General features: G+C 60.9%; 12 protein-coding genes. 7 read left to right on the top strand and 5 right to left on the bottom strand.

Annotated elements, in window-relative coordinates; all coding sequences use genetic code 11:
- Positions 1–25 precede the first annotated feature (25 nt).
- Complete coding sequence (locus ACTQYB_RS05930) at positions 26–802, bottom strand: hypothetical protein (RefSeq protein ID WP_152570420.1); 777 nt, start codon at positions 800–802, stop codon at positions 26–28.
- A gap of 70 nt (positions 803–872) precedes the next feature.
- Entirely contained in the window at positions 873–1,613 is a 741-nt protein-coding gene (locus ACTQYB_RS05925; RefSeq protein WP_033493401.1) for a hypothetical protein, read from the bottom strand.
- Between the two features lie 337 nt (positions 1,614–1,950).
- Between ACTQYB_RS05925 and ACTQYB_RS05920 the strand changes: the two genes are divergently transcribed.
- Positions 1,951–2,565: a hypothetical protein gene (locus tag ACTQYB_RS05920; protein WP_441482128.1), complete on the top strand. Its 615-nt coding sequence runs from the start codon at positions 1,951–1,953 to the stop codon at positions 2,563–2,565.
- 312 nt (positions 2,566–2,877) lie between these two features.
- Here the strand turns inward: ACTQYB_RS05920 and ACTQYB_RS05915 are convergent, their stop codons facing one another.
- A complete protein-coding gene (locus ACTQYB_RS05915) occupies positions 2,878–4,248 on the bottom strand; it encodes a dipeptidase (protein WP_441482127.1) in 1,371 nt (456 codons plus the stop codon).
- 174 nt (positions 4,249–4,422) lie between these two features.
- Between ACTQYB_RS05915 and ACTQYB_RS05910 the strand changes: the two genes are divergently transcribed.
- The 5 genes from ACTQYB_RS05910 (at position 4,423) to ACTQYB_RS05890 (ending at position 10,995) form a co-directional block, all read left to right on the top strand.
- Positions 4,423–5,049, top strand: a complete 627-nt coding sequence (locus ACTQYB_RS05910) for a DUF3043 domain-containing protein (RefSeq protein ID WP_441482126.1) — start codon at positions 4,423–4,425, stop codon at positions 5,047–5,049.
- Positions 5,050–5,271: 222 nt separating this feature from the next.
- On the top strand, positions 5,272–6,750 hold the full coding sequence (gene lpdA, locus ACTQYB_RS05905; RefSeq protein ID WP_441482125.1) for a dihydrolipoyl dehydrogenase: 1,479 nt from the start codon (positions 5,272–5,274) through the stop codon (positions 6,748–6,750).
- A 148-nt stretch (positions 6,751–6,898) separates the two neighbouring features.
- Entirely contained in the window at positions 6,899–7,690 is a 792-nt protein-coding gene (locus ACTQYB_RS05900; protein WP_015451296.1) for a DUF4191 domain-containing protein, read from the top strand.
- Positions 7,691–8,048: 358 nt separating this feature from the next.
- The gene (gene glnA, locus ACTQYB_RS05895; RefSeq protein ID WP_033493394.1) at positions 8,049–9,485 is read left to right on the top strand and encodes a type I glutamate--ammonia ligase; all 1,437 of its coding nucleotides are present in this window, start codon (positions 8,049–8,051) and stop codon (positions 9,483–9,485) included.
- A 256-nt stretch (positions 9,486–9,741) separates the two neighbouring features.
- Complete coding sequence (locus tag ACTQYB_RS05890; RefSeq protein WP_441482124.1) at positions 9,742–10,995, top strand: P-loop NTPase; 1,254 nt, start codon at positions 9,742–9,744, stop codon at positions 10,993–10,995.
- Positions 10,996–11,158: 163 nt separating this feature from the next.
- Here ACTQYB_RS05890 and ligA read toward each other — a convergent pair whose 3' ends face one another.
- Together ligA and ACTQYB_RS05880 are read right to left on the bottom strand one after the other, a co-directional pair.
- Positions 11,159–13,957 carry an NAD-dependent DNA ligase LigA gene (gene ligA / locus ACTQYB_RS05885; protein WP_441482123.1) on the bottom strand — a complete coding sequence of 933 codons (2,799 nt, stop codon included), beginning with the start codon at positions 13,955–13,957 and terminating at the stop codon, positions 11,159–11,161.
- A 279-nt stretch (positions 13,958–14,236) separates the two neighbouring features.
- Positions 14,237–17,917, bottom strand: coding sequence for a tetratricopeptide repeat protein (locus tag ACTQYB_RS05880; protein WP_441482122.1), 3,681 nt, complete (start codon positions 17,915–17,917; stop codon positions 14,237–14,239).
- A 60-nt stretch (positions 17,918–17,977) separates the two neighbouring features.
- Between ACTQYB_RS05880 and ACTQYB_RS05875 the strand changes: the two genes are divergently transcribed.
- Positions 17,978–20,203, top strand: coding sequence for a glycosyltransferase (locus ACTQYB_RS05875; protein ID WP_441482121.1), 2,226 nt, complete (start codon positions 17,978–17,980; stop codon positions 20,201–20,203).

The following is a 20,203-nucleotide window of genomic DNA, read 5'->3' as shown; positions in this document are numbered from 1 at the left end:
GCAATCGGTGCGGATGGTGCGCGACCTATCCCAGCGGTTTCCAGTAAGACGCCTGATCTGACGCTTCTGCGTACCCGTACTGATAGAGTGCAAAGCATTCCTGTGCTTCTGCACTATGGAAGAATTCCGGGGCCGAGTCGCTCGACGTATCCTTCGAGAACTGGTCTTTCGAATACGATGTCGGGACAACGTTTTTCTTAATCAGACAATCGACGATAAGCTGATGATAATCCGTAGACAGTTCGGCATTGCCCTCCTGTGTACGATACAGTAAATCAACATTCATCATTTCATGGCCGATGCAATACGATAAATCTTTGTCAAGTTTCTTGCTTTGCGAATCCGTCAAGCCAGCATAATTCATAGCGGGCATGGAATAGAACCCACCATATGAAAGGGGTTTCGAATCGGTCCAACCACGATTCACGATGCAGGAACGAAAGTTCATCCAAGACTGCTCGTAGTCCGAACGCGATATTTTACCATTGTTCTTTGTCGCACGTATGATGATGTCCCGCTGCTGGGCGCTCATAACATCATCGCTGTCCTTTTTCTCTTTTTTCAAGGTATTGTCATCATTCAGCATTCGTCTTGCCAACGCTTGCAGTGAAGAAGCAAGATGGCCACTATCTTCCCCAAAATCCGGATCAGCACTGGATCGAGAAGAAGAGGATTCCCCTGAAGTATTAGCCTTGCCTGTCTGCGTCTTCCCGGACCACGGCGCGGAACATGCACTGGCGCAGGCCCCAACGCAAACAATAACGGCAACAATACCGATTATTCTCTGCCATACACATCTCATCACCCCATCACCTTCTTTGGACTATTGCAGATTTCATCATTGAATACTGATATCAACTATTCCGGCTTGTTCAAGATATCGGTTTCCATACCGGCTCCGACGTTCCTGCATCATCGTTGAAATAGAAGCCTTGGGCGAAGAAGCAGGATTGGACGCGCTCATCGCTTACGGAAAATGATGTCGGACCCACGTATTTCTCCCCGGGGGACAGGTCTTCTCCCATCTCCTTCTTGTATTGTTTCTTAGTGAACGACACGGGGACTACACCATTCTTGATGAGACAGTCAACAATCAGCTGATCCGTATCGGAAGACAAACCAGGATTACCAACTTGCGTACGGTACAGTGAATCCACATTGGTCTTGTACTTGAAGGCACAGTCCTGGATATCATCGAAAAGCTTGTCCGACTGCTCCTTACTCATCCCTTTCGTGTTGACCTGTGGTTCACCGTACAAGTCCCCATGCTGTATCACGGGCGGGGACGTCCATCCCCGTGAAGTGATGCATGTGCGATACGTGCTCCACGCCTGCTCATAGTCAGCGCGTGTAAGTTTACCGTTGTTCTTGACGGCACGCTCGATGGTTTCTTTCTGCTCGTCGGCCATCGACGGGTGCTTCGCATCTTCATCCAACAACGATTGGGCAAATTCTTGCAAAGACGACGCTATCTTCCCGCCCGTCTGTGACGCCGACACTGAAGGAGACGAGGTTGTTTCCTGCTTCTGTGCAGAAGTGCGCATCGAACATGCCGACAGCATCATCGCCATCGCAAGACCAACCGCGACAACATGCATCATCTTGGGCTTCATGGCCTTCTCCTCTTCCCATGTGCTCCATCATCGGAGTCGTTTTGCCAAGCCCCCCCCCACTGACCAACCAGCGAAGGAACATATTGCTCTCAGTATAGCCTATCCCAGCGGTTTCCAGTATGCGCTTTCATCGCGCGCGTCGTTCGCGGAGTATCCGTATTTCACCAAGCAAGCTGCCGAGAACGTTTGCCTCACTTTCCGGGTTCATCTATGAAATATAATTGTGATTGACATTGGTGTCAGACATCGAGCAACGCAAAAGGAGGGGTGTTTGCATACGGAATTTGCAGAGTATTACGGCATTGAATACCAACCCAACTATGGAAAGCATGCTGATATGAAGAAGCAACCACAGCTCGCAAAGCCGATTTTGGCAATGGTGGCGGCCTTCTCGCTGGCTCTTGGCGTCGGCGCCTGCGGTTCCGGCAGCACACCGACCCAGACCAGCGGGAGCACTACGGCAAGCGAAAACGGAACATCCCGCGCGAAAATATACGACTCCGTCAAAGCGATTACGGATGATTCCGATCTGGTGATCGTCGGCACCGTCGCCGACCAGAAAGTCGTCCAGGACATCGACGATGAGACGGACTTCACCCTCTCCACGGTCAAAGTCATCACGACAAAGAAAGGCGATGCCGGCGATAAGACCGTCGTTGTCCGCCAGAACGGTTCAACCAAGAACCAGACCGCGGGGACAATCATGAAAACCGGATCGACCTACCTGCTGTTCCTCGTGCGCAGCGGACTGTCCGGCGACCTCGCCTCGCAATACTACGTGACAGGCACGGACGCCGGAATCTACCTCGCCCCCGCCACTGCGAAAGCGAAGGCACAAACGGGCACGGCAACCGAACAGGATATCAGTGGGGAGACCTTCAACCGGGTGAACAACGACTCCGGCGACAACCTGCCCGCAACACTGACCGTCAACGAAGTACCCGCAAGCTGACAGGCTGCAGATGGCGGGCTGGCGGGTGTCGTTGCGGTGAGTGTCGTTGCGTGAGGATTTGCTCGCACGACGACACCCACAGCCTTTCAACCAGCCCTTATCGGCCACCCAACCGCCCACTTTGTGAGCCAATCCTCACAAACCGACGTGCGCCAAGCAGAAAACACAACCAGAAGCCATCCGGACGGGCTTCCATGTGAGCCAATCCTCACACAGAGACCGGTTCCCAGCCCAGAATCAGCGCCGGCACCACCGCCTCACCAGACAAACAACACGCGATCGATCACTTCGACCGCGACATCCGCCGCCGCATCACTGCCCGAGTTTGGCGAGCAGCAGCGCCTCGGCGACCACGTTCTTCTTCAACCCGGGCAGGCTGACCGACTCGTTAGGGCTGTGCGCATTGGATTGCGGGTCTTCGGGCCCGGTCACCAGCACTTGCGCCTTCGGGAAGATGCGCTGCAATTCGGGGATGAACGGGATGGAACCGCCCTCACCCTTGTTGATCGGTTCAACGCCGAACGCCTCACGCATGGCGGCGAGCGCATCCTCGGTCGCTTCGGCGTCAGGGTTCATGGCCCACCCCATGCCGTTGTCCAGCGGGGTTACGGTCACGCTCGCGCCGAACGGCGCGTTTGCGGTGAGGAAATCGGCGACCGCCTGCTGCGCCTCTTCAGGTCGTTGACCGGGGGCGGTGCGCACAGACAGGCGGAATCGCGTCTCGTTGGCGATTACGTTGAACGACCCGTCGACCGGGTGTGCGTCGAATCCGATGACCGTGGCGCTCGGCTTGGTCCACAGGCGTGAGGCGAGCGAACCGGTGCCGGCGAAACGGTAGCCGGGCACGAGCGACGTGTCGGAACGCACCTTGTCGGGGTCGAGATCCTGTTGCAGGCCGCCGATTGGCTCCTGGGAGAGCAGGCCGGGGATGTCAAGCTCACCGTCGGCGTTGTACATGGAGGCGATGAGCATGGCGGCGAGCGTGTTCGAGTCGAGGATCGGCCCGCCGTACTGCCCGGAATGGACGGGATGGTCGAGGACTTTCACGCTCACGTCGAGCGTGGTGTTGCCGCGCAGGCTGGTGGTCAGGCTGGGGATGTCCGGGGTCCAGTTGCCGGAATCCGCGACGATGATGACGTCGGAATCGAATTCGTCGCGATGCGCTTCGATGAACGGGATGAAGCTGCGCGAGCCCATTTCCTCTTCGCCTTCGAAGAACACTTTGATGTTGACGTGCAGGTCATCGCCGAGCGCCTTGAGCGCGCCCGAGTGGATGGCGATGCCGCCGCCGTCGTCGCAGGTGCCGCGCCCGTAAAGGCGGTCGCCCACTTGGGTGGCGATGAAGGGGTCATCGATATCCCAGTCCGCTGGATTCGGCGCGGGCTGTACATCGTGGTGCGCGTACAGGAGCACGGTGGGCGCTTCCGGGTCAACGATATGCGATCCGATGACCTCCCATGCGCCCGGCGTGCCGTCCGGGTTGGTGGACTGTTCGACATGCGCGTCGATGCCGACTTTGCGCATTTCGGCGGCGACGAATTGCGCTGAACGCTTCATATGCTCGCCGGTGATGCCTTGCGCGGACACGGCTTTGAGCGCGATTTTCTCTTTGAGCAGGTCGACGATCCGGGTCCAGTCGGCTTCTACGCGCGTGCGGACGGTCTGTTCATTCAACGCGGTCATGGGTTCTCCTTATATATCTGCTCATCGTGTGTGCGATGTGTGATGTGTCGCCGCCGCGCACCATCCGAGTACCGCGATACCTTGGCGTCCGGCCGTGCCCATCGGGCTGGTTTTCGGCGGTTCCGGGCGGATTGTCAGGCTGCGAGCGTCTAGTGGTCACCGTAACCTGCAAGCATGACATGGAACCCGTTCAAGAAGAGCACCGACGAGCAGCCGGCTGGGCAGGACGAGCCGGCGGCGTCGATGGAATCAGGCGCGAAAACCACTGAAGGCAAGGGGCATCCGACCCCCAAGCGCAAGGAGGCGCAGGCGCGCAATCTTCGCCCGCTTGTTCCCAAGGACCGTAAGGCGAGCGCGAAAGCCGCCAAACAGCGGATACGCGCGAAGGAAGACGCGGAATACGCGGCAATGCAGAACGGCGATGTCCGACACATGCCGAAGTCGGAGCAGCTGCCGTGGCGCGTGTATATTCGCGATTATGTGGACGCCCGTTACAATCTGGGCGAATTCTTCATTCCGGTGATCGTCGTGATGATGGTCGTCATGATGGTGTTCAGCGCCCGCAGCCCGCAGGCGGTGATCGTCCTGACGATTCTGATGTACGCATACCTGTTCGCGGTGATCATCGATATCGTGGTGATGTGGCACAAGCTCAAGAAGAAGCTCGTCGCCAAGTTCGGCGACCGTGCGGTGGCTCGTGGTTCGCGTTCGTGCATGTACGCGTGGAGCCGGTCGATCCAGATCCGCAGGTGGCGTCTGCCCAAGCCCACGTCCCCGAAGCGCGGCAACTGGCCTGACTGAGTTTCGTTCGGTCGCTTTTCCGGTTTTGTCTGACACCCCGTTGCGGCATACCACCGCAGCGGGGTTGTTGTATGTGGCGGCATGTTGTCCGCCAACCGCAAGCTTCGCCACGGGCGGATACGGGCGGCAGGTAGAAGCGTCACCTTAGACTGGAAGACATTGCAACCTGAATCGGAGCCCGGCGCACACGGCAGCGCGGCGGGTCATGCGCGAGGAGGCCATATGAGTGAACATGCCGACATCGTCATCATCGGGGCCGGGCCGGGCGGATACGCCACCGCACTGCGAGCCGCGCAACTAGGCAAATCCGTTGTGCTGATTGAACGGGACGCCACACTCGGCGGCACATGCTTGAACCGCGGGTGCATCCCTTCCAAGGCACTGCTGACCGCCACACGCACCATCGACACAATCGGACGCGCCCAGCAGCTGGGAATCGATGCTACACTCAGTGGCGTGGATTACGGTGCGCTACGCGATTATCGGCTGCACATCGTCGACACGATGACCAAGGGGCTGGCCGGTTTGCTCGCCCACCGCAAGGTCACGGTCATCCGCGGGCAGGCCGAGCTGACCGACCATTCCACGGTCAGTGTCACCCCCAGTGCCGGAACACAGCAGGTTCAACGGTTCCGCAATGCGGAAATCCCCGAGGATGCTGGCCAGACCTTGGTCTTCAACGCGGAACATGTGGTCCTGGCCACCGGCTCGGAACCCAAGCCGCTGCCCGGTCAGCCGTTCGGCGGGGCGCTCATCGATTCCACGCAGGCGTTGGGGCGCAACCAGTTCCCGTCCAGCGCGGTGATTATCGGCGCCGGGGCCATCGCCATCGAATTCGCTTCGATGTGGCATGCGGCGGGCACCGACGTGACCATGCTGATCCGCAAGGACCGACTGTTGTCGGCGTGGGATCGCCGGACGTCCATGGCGTTGACGCGCGAACTGAAACGGCATGGCATCACCATCATCGACCATGCTTCCGTCAGCCATGTTGATACGGGAGTCAATCTCGGCGCGACGGTCCATTACACGCGTGGCGACGACGCGACGGACCACACCGCATACGGCGAAGTGGTACTCGCCGCGATCGGCCGGACGCCGAATACGTCGAGTCCGTGGTTCGCTTCGAACGGGATCGCCCTGACCGACGGCGGTTTCGTCGTCACAGACGCATACGGACGCACCAATGTGCCCGGCGTGTGGGCGGTGGGTGATATTACGGTCGGGCCAGCACTCGCCTACCGCGCGTATGAGCAGGGCATCGTCATCGCGGAATCGATCGCCGGGCTCAATCCCCCGCCGGTTGACGATGACGCCGTGCCGCAGATCGTATTCTCCACGCCAGAGGTCGCGTCTGTCGGCATGACGCTTGACGAGGCGCAGAAGCGTGACGATGTCCAGGAAGTCAAGGAAACCCTGTACCCGATGCTGTCGAACGCGCGCATGCTGATGAGCGGCTCCGCGGGTTCGATGTCCGTGGTGAGCGGCATGCGGGCGAGCGACCCGGATACCGAGGTGATCCTCGGCGTTCACATGATGTCGCCTGTGGCCAGCGACTTGATCGCCGAAGCCGAGCAACTGGTCGGCAACCATGTGCCGCTGAGCCAGGCGGCGCGGCTCATCCACCCGCATCCGACCTTCAGCGAGACGCTCGGCGAGGCGATGCTCAAGGCGGACGGGCGGCCGTTGCATACGCGTTGAGCCGCACGCAACACCGCGAGCCAGAACCGACCGCGGAAAGCTGCCCGCAGACAGCGATTTCGCTACCCGCGGGCAGCCTCCGGCGCTTCCACACCGTTTGATAGAGTGGTGCCCAGTGTGTCCGTTTCCCAGAAGATAAGGATCGCAAATGGCAGACAAGGCTGAAAAGAGCAATGGCGGCAAGCGCCAGAACATGGTGAAGAATATCATCGCGCTGTTCAAGTTCACCTACAAAGAGGATAAGAAGCTGCCTTGGCTGGCCGCAGGCGCCTTCATCGCGCCGATTGTCGTCGCGATTGTGCTCGGCATCGTATTCCACTGGTCGGTCATCGCCTGGATCCTGCTCATGATCACCGCGGTCATGTTGGGCGCCCTGTTCTTCACCATGGTGCTCACCAACCGCGCTGACCGAGTCGGCTACGCGAAGCTCGAAGGCCAGCCGGGCGCCGCCATCGGTGTGCTGGGCAATATCAGCAAGGCCGGCTACTCCTTCCCGCAGGAACCGGTGTGGGTCGATCCGAAGACGAAGGATATGATCTGGCGCGGCACCAGCAATTCCGGCATCTACCTGCTCGGTGAGGGCGACGAGCAGCGCGTCAGCCGCGCGATGGACCGCGAAGAGCGCAAGATCAAGGGCGTCACCGCCGGCTCGTCAATCCCGGTCTACCGCATCTGCGTGGGCACCGGCGAACATCAGGTGCGCTTAAAGGACGTGCGTCGTGCCGTGCTCAAGTGCAAGAGCTACGAACCGACCCACCACAAGCTGTGGATCGCGAAGAAACTCCACCCGCGCACCCGCTTCTACCTGACCAAAACCGAACTCAACACGCTCAACGAGCGTCTGCGCACCCTGCAGCTCAAGCAGGGCTACGGTATCCCGAAGGGCATCGACCCGACGCGCGCTCAGCATGTCAATCGTCGAGCGCTGCGCGGTCGCTGACCCATATCGCTGGTCGCGGCAACACTAAACGCACAGCGACATCACATAACAACACCACACGAATGCCCGGTCGGACTTGTCTCCGGCCGGGCATTCGTCGTTCCGCACGCCGCCCGAGACGGCGCCAACGCATGCGCACATCGTCCGCCCAAGACGCCCAGATACGCTCACATGTCCATGTTTCGAACGCCAAATGCACGAAATCCTTACGGATTAAAAAATACAGAACCTTGATTTTCCAACGATTTCACCCAAATGTTACCAAAGTACGAAACATGTTCGTAACGCAAACGGCGAGTGGCCGAAACCGACGAACCTAGACTTGGAGCCTGTAAGTTCACATGAAAGGAGCGGTCCCTTGACTGCACTCGAAACCAAAGCAGACGTCGAGGCCCTGATCAACCAAGAGGGCGTTGAGTACGTCTCCGTTCGCTTCACCGATCTCATCGGTATTCAGCAGCACTTCACGGTTCCCGCCAGCGAGTTCCTCAAGGATGCTTTCACCGACGGCATGCCGTTCGATGGTTCCTCCGTCCAGGGCTTCCAGGCCATCAACGAGTCCGATATGAAGCTGGTGCCGGATGTCTCCACCGCGTTCATTGACCCGTTCCGCAAGCACAAGACGCTCGACGTGGCCTTCTCCATCGTCGACCCGATCACCGATGAGCCTTACTCCCGCGATCCGCGCCAGGTCGCAGGCAAGGCTGAGGCCTACCTCAAGTCCACCGGCATCGCCGATACCGCGTCCTTCGCGCCTGAAGCCGAATTCTTCATCTTCGACAAGGTGCGCTACGAGAACAGCATGCGCCGCTCCTTCTACGAGGTTGACTCCATCGAGGCTCCGTGGAACTCCGGCGTTGACACCGAAGATGACGGCACCCCGAACATCGGTTTCAAGAACCGCGTCAAGCGCGGCTACTTCCCTGTCCCGCCGACCGACCACTACCAGGATCTGCGCGACGACATGGTTGCCAACCTGCAGAAGGTCGGCCTGATCCTCGAGCGTTCGCACCATGAGGTCGCGGGCGCCGGCCAGCAGGAGATCAACTACCGCTTCAACACCCTGCAGCACGCTGGCGACGACCTGATGAAGTACAAGTACGTCGTTCACGAGACCGCAGCCCTCGCCGGCAAGGCCGTGACCTTCATGCCGAAGCCGATCGCAGGCGACAACGGCACCGGCATGCACTGCCATCAGTCCCTGTGGAAGGACGGCAAGCCGCTGTTCTACGACGAGAAGGGTTACGGCGGGCTTTCCGATATCGCTCGTTGGTACGTTGGCGGCCTGATCAAGCACGCTTCCTCCGTGCTCGCCTTCACCAACCCGTCGCTGAACTCCTACCATCGTCTGGTTCCGGGCTTCGAGGCTCCGGTCAACCTGGTGTACTCCGCTCGTAACCGCTCCGCAGCCATCCGTATTCCGCTGGCTGGCACGAGCCCGGCTGCCAAGCGCATCGAGTTCCGCGCTCCGGATCCGTCCTCCAACCCGTTCCTCGCCTTCTCCGCACAGCTGATGGCAGGCCTTGACGGTGTGCTCAACCACATCGAGCCTCCGGCTCCGGTGGACAAGGACCTCTACGAGCTGCCGCCGGAAGAGCATGAGGGCATCAAGCAGGTGCCAGGCTCCCTCGGCGAGGCGCTCGACGCCCTCGAGGAAGACCACGACTTCCTGACCGCCGGCGATGTGTTCACCGACGATCTGCTGGAGACTTGGGTTGATCTCAAGCGCGGTGAAATCGACCAGGCTCGCCTGCAGCCGACGCCGCTCGAGTACGAGCTGTACTTCAACATCTGATTTCGCTAATCAGTAGCTGAAACGGGAAGCAAGTTTGGGCTTGCTTCCCGTTTTTCGTATGTGTGCGGGATGTTCTCTGTCACGCTTTTCAGTGGTGCGTGAGGTCTTTCGGCATGTGTGCGGGATACGCCTGATCACAGCATGACATCGTTGCCATCGGGACGTTTGTCCGGTAATCGGTCCCCGTATATGCGCTTCGCCACTGGCGTGGCGGACGGAAGCGCGCTACGGTGTTCAAGGACAATCAGGAGGAACCATGGCACACACCCCGACTTCCCAGCAGACGACGCACAGCATCAACGGCACCACCGGCGGCACCACCGGCATCACGAGCAATACCAGCAGCGCTGACAGCACTGACAACACTGACGGCACAGCGCACGTCCCGAACAGTCAGCCGAATGCCATCGAAATCGCCATCTACCACCGGTTGAGCAAGGTCATCGACCCAGAATTGGGGCGTTCCATCACCGATCTGGGCATGATCGCCGCAATCGAGGCGACCCCTCACGATGCACTCCCTTCGACCTACGACGTGATTGTGCACGTGGAGCTCACCGTGGCGGGATGCCCGTTGTCGAAAACCATCACGAACCAAATCAACGAGGCTGTGGCGGCTTACCCGGATGCCACGCTCATCCCCCACATCGAAGTAAGCGCGATGAGCCAAGACAAGCTCGCGAACCTCGTCGCCCAGCTCAAGGCCGAACGCCGGCAGAACCCGTTCACCAAGCCGGGCATCAAGACGCGAATCTTCGCCATCGCTTCCGGCAAGGGCGGGGTCGGCAAATCCTCGGTCACTGCGAATCTCGCCGCCACCTTCGCCGCACTCGGCTACGATACCGCTGCCATCGACGCGGATATCTACGGATTCTCGCTTCCGCGGCTGTTTGGTGTACACACGCAACCCACAAATCTGAACGGCATGCTCATGCCTGTGGTCTCGTGGGGCGTCAAACTCATGTCGATTGGCATGTTCGCCGGCTCGGAGCGCGCAATCCTGTGGCGCGGGCCGAGACTGCAACGCTCGCTTGAGCAATTCCTGTCGGACGTGTGGTGGGGCAGCCCGGACGTGCTGCTGCTCGATATGGCTCCCGGCACCGGTGACATGGCGATTTCGGTCGCGCAGACCTTGCCGAATGCCGAACTTGTGGTGGTGACGACCCCGCAGCCGAGTGCCTCGGAAATCGCGGTACGTTCAGGTCTGGTCGCCCTGCAGGTGCCGATGAAAGTGCGAGGGGTCGTTGAGAATATGAGCTATTTCGAGCACAAGGGCGAACGGCTGGAGATTTTCGGACACGGCGGTGGACAGCGTGTCAGCGAACAGCTGACCCGCGCGCTCGGATATGATGTGCCGCTGCTTGCCCAGCTGCCGCTCGAGCCGGAAATCCGCGAAATCGACGATTCCGGGCGACCGGCCGTACTGACGCCATCCGGCGAGTTGGCCGATACTCCGCTCGCCGCCCAATTCACCACCCTCGCCCAATCCCTCATGTCCAGTGCCAAGTAAACAGCACCGAACAACACGGGTGTGCAGCGCCATCCCAATACCCCAACGCAGCCCCTTCCCAAAACGTCTACGCAAACAGCCCTGTCAGTATAGCCAGTTTGTGCAGCTGCTGCTTCTGCCGACGCTGAGGGCGGTCTCAGTGTCGGTAGAAGGTTGGGAGAGGTCAGTCAGCGAGTTCGGGTTGGGTTGCATCGGCTGCGCCAGCGCCAGCACGAGCGGCCGGTTCGCCCGGTTCGCCGGTGTCCAGCAGGCGGTGGAACTGGGTTTCGTCGAGAATCGGCAGGCCGAGCTCCTCGGCTTTCGTCGCTTTCGAGCCAGGATTCTCGCCGACCACCACGTATGTGGTTTTCTTGCTGACCGACCCCGCGGCCTTGCCTCCGTGCGATACAATCGCCTCCTTGGCGGATTCCCGGCTGAAATCCTCCAACGATCCAGTCACCACGACCGTCATGCCGGCCAAGGTCTGCGGCTCGGTGTTCTCATGCTCGACCTGCCCCACTCCGGCGGCTTTCCAAGCGGCAAGAATCCTGCCACGCCAATCGCCCGGTTCGCGTGACTTGGCGAACCAGTCGACCACCGAACTGGCGATTTCCTCCCCAATACCGCCGATTTCAGTCAAATCCGCGACGCTCGCATGCTCAATCGCCTCAAGCGAGCCAAAATGGTCGGCAATCGTGCGGGCGGTCGGCGGCCCCAACCGCCTGATGGACAATGCAACCAGTACACGCCACAAATCCGCCTGCTTGGCCTTGCTGATCTCATCGAGCAGCTTGTACGTGTTCTCCATCGGCCGTACATACACCGGCTGGCGCGCAACCGTGCCGTCGCGCAGGGTCCGGATCAGCTCGCGCACGACATGCGCGTCGCGCGGCACAGCGTACCCCGGGTAGGATTCCAGATCGTCCCCGCGCGCGTTCGCCTGTTCGATCGTCTTCCCACTGGTCGCGGCTTTCGCGTTTGTCGGCGTCGTCCAGAACACCGGCACCTGATGCCACAGGCCGGATCCGCCAATCCGACGGCGTATCTTGCGTTTCCTTCCGTTTTCGTCAGTCTGCTCGCGCACTTCGATAATCGGCGCCTCACGCCACACCTGCACATCGCGCAGCATTTCGGCGTCCAGCCCGAACAGCCCTGCTTCGCTGGACAATACCGGCGTCTGCATGGGCGGCAGTTGCAAGCCTTCCACCGGCTCATAGGGCTCCGGTTCTTGTCCGGGCTTCACGTCGATCTCGGCGCGGTACGGGTCGTAGGATGCCACGGAATCCGGCCGGTTCTCCTCCGGATTGGTCAACGCAATCGCGCTCTGGTCGCCCAGATGCTCGATGTCGAAGGCCTTGCGCGACCCCAGGTTGATAATCCGCTCGGTCAGCTGTGCCGGGCAGGATTCGACATTCGGGCAGCGGATATCCTTGTCGCCTTCCTTCGCCGGGGCGAGCACCGCTCCACAGGACGGGCAGCGGGTGGGCATCACGAACTCATGCAGCTGGTCTTCCCTGCCTTTGCGCCGTTCCAATACCGGCCCGACAAGCTCCGGGATTACGTCGCCCGCCTTGCGCACGACCACGGTATCGCCGATGAGAATGCCCTTGCGCTTGATTTCGAAGGGATTATGCAGCGTGGTGCGCGCGACCGTCGATCCGGCGACATACACGGGTTTGAGCACGGCGACAGGCGTGACGCGTCCTGTACGCCCGACCTGCACGATGATGTTGAGCAGTTCGGTATTGACCTCCTCCGGCGGGTACTTGTAGGCGATCGCCCAGCGAGGGGCGCGCGAGGTGGCGCCCAGCCGGCGTTGCAACGCCAGATCGTCGACCTTGACGACAATGCCATCGAGCGCATGCTCGATATCGCCTCGGTGCTCGCCGTAGTAGTCGATCATGTCGAGAATCTGGCTGAAATCCGTGACCTCGCGGTTATGCGGGGATACCGGAATTCCCCACTTCTTGTACAGGTCGTACGCCTGCGACTGATCGTCCACCTGGTCGTGACCCTGATGCGCGCTGCCCTCACCCCAACGCAAAGTGCCCAGGCCGTGCGCGTAGAAGCTCAATCGTCTGGTCGCGGTGATCCGCGGGTCCTTCTGCCTGAGCGAACCGGCGGCCGCATTGCGCGGGTTGGCGAACGGGGCGTGTCCCTCGTCCTCGTTGCGTTCGTTGAGCGCGTGGAAATCATCCCACCGCATGAACACTTCGCCGCGAATCTCCACGAATTCAGGGATATCTGAAGCAGGGCCGGCAAGATTCTGCGGAATGGTCGAAATCGTGCGCACGTTCATCGTGATGTCTTCGCCGACCACGCCATCGCCGCGTGTCAAGCCCTGTTCGAGTACGCCGTTGCGGTAGATGAGGTTCAAGGCGAGTCCGTCGATTTTGACTTCGCAGGTCATCGGCAGCGGCTTGTCTTCCGGCCATTCGAGGTCTTCCCGCACGCCGTTGTACCAGTCGTGCAGCTCCTCGATAGAGAACACGTCGTCGAGGCTCATCATCCGCGAAGGGTGACGCACCGACACGAAATCATTGGAGAACGCCCCGCCGACACGGTGGGTGGGCGACTGCGGGGAATCAAGCGAGGGGAACGCGGCCTCAAGACGTTGCAGACAGCGCATGCGCGCGTCATATGCGGCGTCTGAGGAAACCGGCGAATCGTCGATATAGTAGGCGACCTGGTCGCTTTCCACCCACGCGGCGACCTTGGCCCACAACCGTGCCGCCGCATCCGCATCCATGACGCTGACATCGAGCCGGTCGAGCCGCAGCGCATCCTCGTCATCCGCGCGCAAAGCCGCAATCCACTGCACACTGCCGGGCGCGTACTTGCGCACGCCTTCGTCTGCGGCCACCGGAATGCCTTGTGTGCCCGTTGCTGGCGTATTTCCAGACTCCTGATCAGGAGCGTCGAAATCCCATGCCAGCTGTTCCCCTTCAGCCTCGCCAGCCTTGTGTGCATCATGTGCAGTCATGCCAAACCCGCCATTCGTCATCGTTGCGCGGGCCGAACGCCCGCTTCCATGCACTCGATGATAGTAGAAGCCCGTCACCATGGGCGCATGATGATGCCCGGCTTGGGGAGGCGGTCACCGATTCCGCCGCACGTCGCCACTAGCGTTTTTCGTCGCGCGTCACCGCGTGCCGCTGTGTGTCGCCTTGTGCCGGCTTCACGCAGACGCTTCACGCAACCGATTTCAATGCGCGCGTCGTACCCCGCCAATCGGCGCCGGCATCGCCGCGACATCACCGGTTCATGCGTCCAAGGACCGGAGGAACTGCGCCTGCGCCATATCGATACCGTCGCTTTGCCCGTCGTTCAACCGCGCATCCGCGATGGACAGCGTGCGGGCGGGCACAAACATACTGTTGTCGACGCACACCCGCGCGGCCTGACGCACAATCGGTTCGACTTCGGTGTGCGGCCACACCGGCAAATCATGTTCAGTCAGCACCGTCGCCGCATCCACGACATCGTGCGGCACGGGGATGCATTGCGAACGTGCCCGTTCCATGAGCTCATCCAACTCCGCAGGAAGTGTGGAGAACTGTCCAGGAGCGATATGGGCGGCCATAAGGTAGGCGGCGGCAGCGGTGTCGAACCGGTCGCGCATCCATTCGGAGTATGCGAACCGGTAGTATGCGAACGCCGCATCAGCCCGGTCGAGGGCGACCCGCAACGCGTTGAGGCAGGCGGCGCGTGCGGAATCCCAATCCTCGTCCCTGGCCAGCTGCACCGCCAAACGCATATGCGACAGCGGGTAGGCAGGCGCGTACGAGACCATCGCGTTGAGATGCTTCAGCGACGCCTTGGCCCCCTTGACTTGGGAGAGAATGTCAGCAAGCTCCATATGCGCGTAGAACAGGCTGTCGGGAATCAAGACCGTGCGCTCCCCCGCCGTGGCGAACAGGCGGTTGTACACCACCCGTTCCGCGTAGGAGTTGAAGTATCGGGGCACGCCTTTCGACTGCGCAAACAATGTGTCGACCCGACTGACCGCCGCTTCCTGGACCTCGATCGCCTGGTCAGGCTGCCCTGAGAACAGCAGGTCTCGCGCTTTGACACGTTCGGCATCCAAGCGTTTGGCGAGGGTGAAATCGAAGTCGGGGGTGTCCTTGCCGTCAATCAGCGCGGCCCCGACCTGCGGGGCGAGCTGGGAGAGTTCCGGATCGCCGATATGCTCGACGATGCGCATGGCGTGTTGCGCTTTGGCGACCGACGGCATGCTGTCATCCGAGGCGAGGTGATGGAAATCGGTAACGGCACGCTGCAGTAGATCGACTCGCTGAATGGACAATCCGGTCGCATCCGTGCATCCCAGAACCCGGCTGGTCTGGGGGCCGAAATGGGCTTCCGAGAACTCCGGCTCTTGCTGCGAGGCGAGCGGGCTAAACTTGGCGTCGCGCAAATCAAGGTCGGTGTCCACCGGTTCAAGCGCGCCATCGGAATCGACCGACATGACCGCATCGAACATGCGGTACGTGGTGACCGGGTCGTTGAGCCCATGATTGTGTACATAGCCCAAGAAAGCGTCCCGGCTGAACGTGACCGCGACCATATGCCGTACGGTCGGGTTGCTGCGCAGGGCTTCCAGCGGGTCGTCGCCGCGTTTGCCCGTGTGGGCGTTCCCGGCGTTGCCCGCGATTCCGGCGCTTCCCGCGATTCGGTTCGATTCGTTCGGTTCATTCTGCCCAAGCGAACTGTTTCGGTCGTCGGATCCATCCGACCCGTCCTGCCCGGCAGCCCCGTTCGCAGCGTTCAATGTGCTCGATGTCGAACCGGAATCGGCGATGGTGAAGGATTCAGCTCCGGACCCATCTCGCTCGTTATTGCCTTGCGGAACGCTGAACACCGCTTCGTCGATGTCGGCGCCCTGCATCAAATCCTCGAATTCCTGCTCTTCCGCGGATTTCAAAGCATTATCCGGCGCACCATGACCTTCGTCTTGACCCTCGCCATACCCCTCGCCGTGTTCAAACGAGGATTGCGCACTCAGCCCGTCGGCCGGAATGCGCCCCTCGCCCACATGCGAATCAGCGGCATCATGCGACCCGTCTCCCGGCTTGGGGGACGCCAGCGACGGATCGCCGTGCACATCGCCGTCCTTCGGCGCGGATTTGCCGCCCATCGCCGCTCCGGGCTCCTGGGTGCGCATGCGTTCGAACGCTTTAAGCGCCTCGCCCATGAGTTTGGCGATGGCGCTGTCCTGTTCGGCGACCGCCTCCTCAAGCCCGATGGAATCAATGGTCACGGACACCTGCCGCACCCGTGTGTCCACGGCGAACGCCGTACCGGCCATCATCAGACCGACGCGCAGGTTGTATGCCGCACTCATCGCGGCGCGCTCATGCTCCTCGAGTTTCACCCAGTCATGCCGGCGTTCGCTGTACCGGCTTTTCGGCATCATCGCGGCGCCCGCCGTGGTGAAGGCGATTGCCACGTTGCCGTCATGCAGGTTCGTGCGGAAATCAACGTCGAATCGGAAGGGCAGACGCATGCTGCGCAGCAGCAGCGACAACGTCTGGCGGTACACCCATTCGGACCCCGCGGCATCCTTGGCGCCCGTCATCGCACGCCCTGTCGGGTCGGGGAAATCATGGGCCGTCTGCTCGGCGGCATCCCGCGCGATGCGCATCATGGTGTGCAACGGGGCGATACCGTCGTCATGCAACGGATCCAACGGCGTGCGGTCGTCGCTGCGCAGGGCGATGAGCGCGGGATCGTTGAGCAACGCCATATCAAGCTGCGCCGCCTGTGCACGGGTGACATTGTCTTCGATCGGCTGCTGTCCGACTCTCGCGTTGCGTTCCAACACCGCGCTGACGGCGGCGAAACGGTTGAGCCCGCCTTCAATCACCAAGGATGCAAGCGCCGGCGAGAATTCAAGCGAGGAATCCCAACTGAAGAAATAGCTCCCCGAGAAACTCGAAGTGTACAGGTGCAGCGGCTCGGCGCCATGAACTGCCTCCAGACCGGCGACCGGTTGAAGCGCTCCGGCCTCCCGCATAAGGTCGGAGAAGTAGTCTTCAAGGCCGGAAGAGCGCAAGCCATGCGCCCGCGCTTCCAACGTGTCGCGGACGCTGCGCCGGATTGCACCCATCGGGGCCTCACGGTTGAGTCTGCGGAAGATATTGCCCGATCCGAAGCCGATAAGCAAGCCACTCATCTGGGGCAGCAGATAGGCGGTGAAGAAGGCAATCGCGATGGCGTCACGGTATTCGAGGTCGCAACGCATCTGGGGGTCGAGCTCCGCGCGCAACTGTTCCAACGTATAGCGGTTGTTGCGTTTGATCCACGAAGCGAGCCACATCATCCGCCCGTCCTGTCCACGCCCGACGATGCTGCCTTGCAGCACATCGACCTCGGATTTGCCGTTGCGCTCGCCTCCGATTACACCGCGCAGGAAATCGCCGGCGCGTACGCCCATGGACGCCTGCGCGCGAGCCCCTGTTCCCAGCCGTGTATGGTCCGGCAACCGCGATTCGCCGTCCTTGCTGAACATGAATCGGATTTCAGCGCCTTGAACATCCATCGTCGGGTCTGTTCCGGCGAATACACGGCCGCGATCGTCGGCGAGCGCGATCTGGGCGAAACGATCATCCCCGATGAACATGCCCAAGGAGAACGCCCGCCCGCGTGTCTGCGGCAACTGCGCCCATCCAAGGTGCAATCCCTCAGGCACACCAGAAAGGCCCTCGTAGACCCGGCGCTTGACGATTGGCGTGAGTTTGATGGCGTGGCGGCTCAGCTCGTCCACCACATTGTCTGGATTCGACAGCGCCCGTCCGAAGGGATTCGCCGGCGCGGATGAGCCGTGCCCGTTGCCATCCGACTGGCCGAATACCGAATGGCGAATCGATTCTTTCAGCTTGGCGAACATCGATGGTTTCGGCTGGCTGCCGTGTGCGTCCGTATGCTTCCTGAATCGTGTCATACGGCGATTGTCCCAATGCGCGCAGACATGGCGGGGTGGTCTTGCTCTTAGAATAAAACCGTGCTGTCTGTCCACGAACCTCTTGTCCGCCGCGGCCGGTCCCATCCGGCGGCGCGGTTCGCCCTCATATCCGTACTCATCATCGCCGTGCTCGAATGCGTGGTGTTCAACCTGCCGTATTGGACAGGCGTGGCGGCGAGCACCGATTCACCCGCCACGCTCAACACCATGGGCTCAGGACTGGTGCGTGAAGCCTCCGGCACGCTGGAAGTGACCGATCAGACGAAGGCGTTTCTGTCCGTACCTGTGGACGGCAGTTCACACTATGTTCGCCTCGATCTGGCGCAAGTCACCAAGGCAACAGGGACGACACGCTCCCACATCGTATCCGTCGTTCGTGTCCGTCTTGATTCGGACGGCCGCGCCGGCTCGTCCACGCTGGTCGACATATCCCGGCCGCGCTCATTGTATCTGCGCACAGATGCGCAGCATACGGTGAAACTGTGGATTCAGGCTCCCACCGGCACCCAGGTTCCGATTTTCGCGGTCCGTCCCAATGTTCGCGTCGCGTTCCAAGTCGATTGGCTGCGCGTCGCCGTGATGGCCGCCATCGCCGTCCTCATCGCCTGTTGGCGGCCTCGTTCGGCGCTGTGGCGCATTCGCGTCAACCCGGCGAGCGCCTCCCAGCGCTTGGCCTTTTTCGCGGTGATGGCGGTTGTCGGGGTGATTTCGCTCACCGGCGCGGCGATTATCGCCACCATATGGAAACCATTGGTATTCCAAGCCCCGAACGGGTACACGTACGATTTCGACCAGTATGGTCATATCGCCGATGCGCTTCTGCAAGGCAGGGTCTGGCTTGATCTGCCGGTATCATCAACGTTTGCGCAGAGTGCCAATCCGTATGATCCCGCCCTGAGGGAACGTCTGTTGGACGCGGGGGCATCTCCCATTTATTGGGATTACGCGTTCTATCACGGGCACTGGTACTCGTATTTTGGTGTGATTCCGGCGATTATTCTGTTCGTGCCCTATCAGGCGCTGTCGCACGTGATAGACGGCATGCCGGCCATGCTGCCGTCGGCGAGCGCGGTGCTGGTGTTCCTGTTCGGATTCGTCCTGTTCGGTTCGCTGCTGACGATCAGAATGCTGCGGCGTGTTGCCCCCAATTGCTCGGTGGCCGCCATGAGCATGGCTTTGGTGACGCTGCTGTTGGGTTCGAACGTAGGGTATCTGTGGCTTCGCACGAACTTCTATTCTGTGCCGATCGCCGCCTCGCTGATGTTCACGACGCTTGGATTGTGGCTGTGGGCGGGAGCTGAACGTCCGGAAGGCTCCCGCCGGCTGTGGTATGTGGGTGACGCCCCCGGATTGTCGTTGCCACGGTTGGCTTGCGGCGCCGCCTGCATCGCGGCGAACGCGGGGTGCCGCCCGACCTTCGCGTTGAGCGCATTGCTGATCTTCCCCATGTTCTGGCGGCAAATCAGGCAGATGGCGAGATTGATGAGGGCACGCAAGGCGACGCGTCAACTATGGGCCGGCCCCGCGGCGGTGATCCTGCCCGCAATCGCGGTGGTGATTCCGGTGTGCGTCTGCAACGCGCTACGTTTCGGCTCGCTGTTCAATTTCGGCAATTCGTATCAGATCACCGTCAACGACATGACCTCATACAGCGAACCGGTGGCGAATATCCCTTGGATCATCGGCTATTATCTGCTGCTGCCGCCCCGACTGCAATCGACGTTCCCGTTCGTGGCAATCAACCCTACGCCATTGCCACATTGGGGGTTCGCTGAGCCGATGGCTGCCGGATTGTTCGCCATGTGTCCGATGGCGTTGCTGGCCTTCCTCATTCCGCTGTTGTGTCGGCATCGTCGTGAGCGATTCGGCGCGCTGTTCTCCTGCATGTTGATGCTCGGCATCGCCATCATGCTGGTCGATGCGTTCAAGGCCGGGTTGGGCTGGCGGTATATCTGCGATTTCGGGTGGCTCATCACACTGGCAAGCCTGCCGGGGCTGCTGTGGGTGCTCGGCGAACTGCCCGAACAAGGGGTCACAGGCGGCACGGGGGGCACCGGCACACATGCGCTGCAAGACGTTCGCATGACGGGACGCTGGCAACGGTTCGCGCTTGATACCAGGCGCATCCTGATCATGATGCTCCTGCTGGCGAGCATCCTGTTCCTTCTCGCCTCGTGTTTCGTCACCGGCCGCGATGATTCGCTGCAACGCTCGGCCCCGGACATTTTCGCGCGGATTCAAGCCTGGTTCTCGCTGCTAGGATGA

Origin of the sequence: Bifidobacterium sp. LCP19S3_E9, from assembly GCF_052121135.1 — a bacterium.
GTDB classification, from domain to species: domain Bacteria; phylum Actinomycetota; class Actinomycetes; order Actinomycetales; family Bifidobacteriaceae; genus Bifidobacterium; species Bifidobacterium thermacidophilum.
Note: the sequence above shows the minus strand (reverse complement) of the source record. Positions and strands in the feature narration are given on the sequence as shown.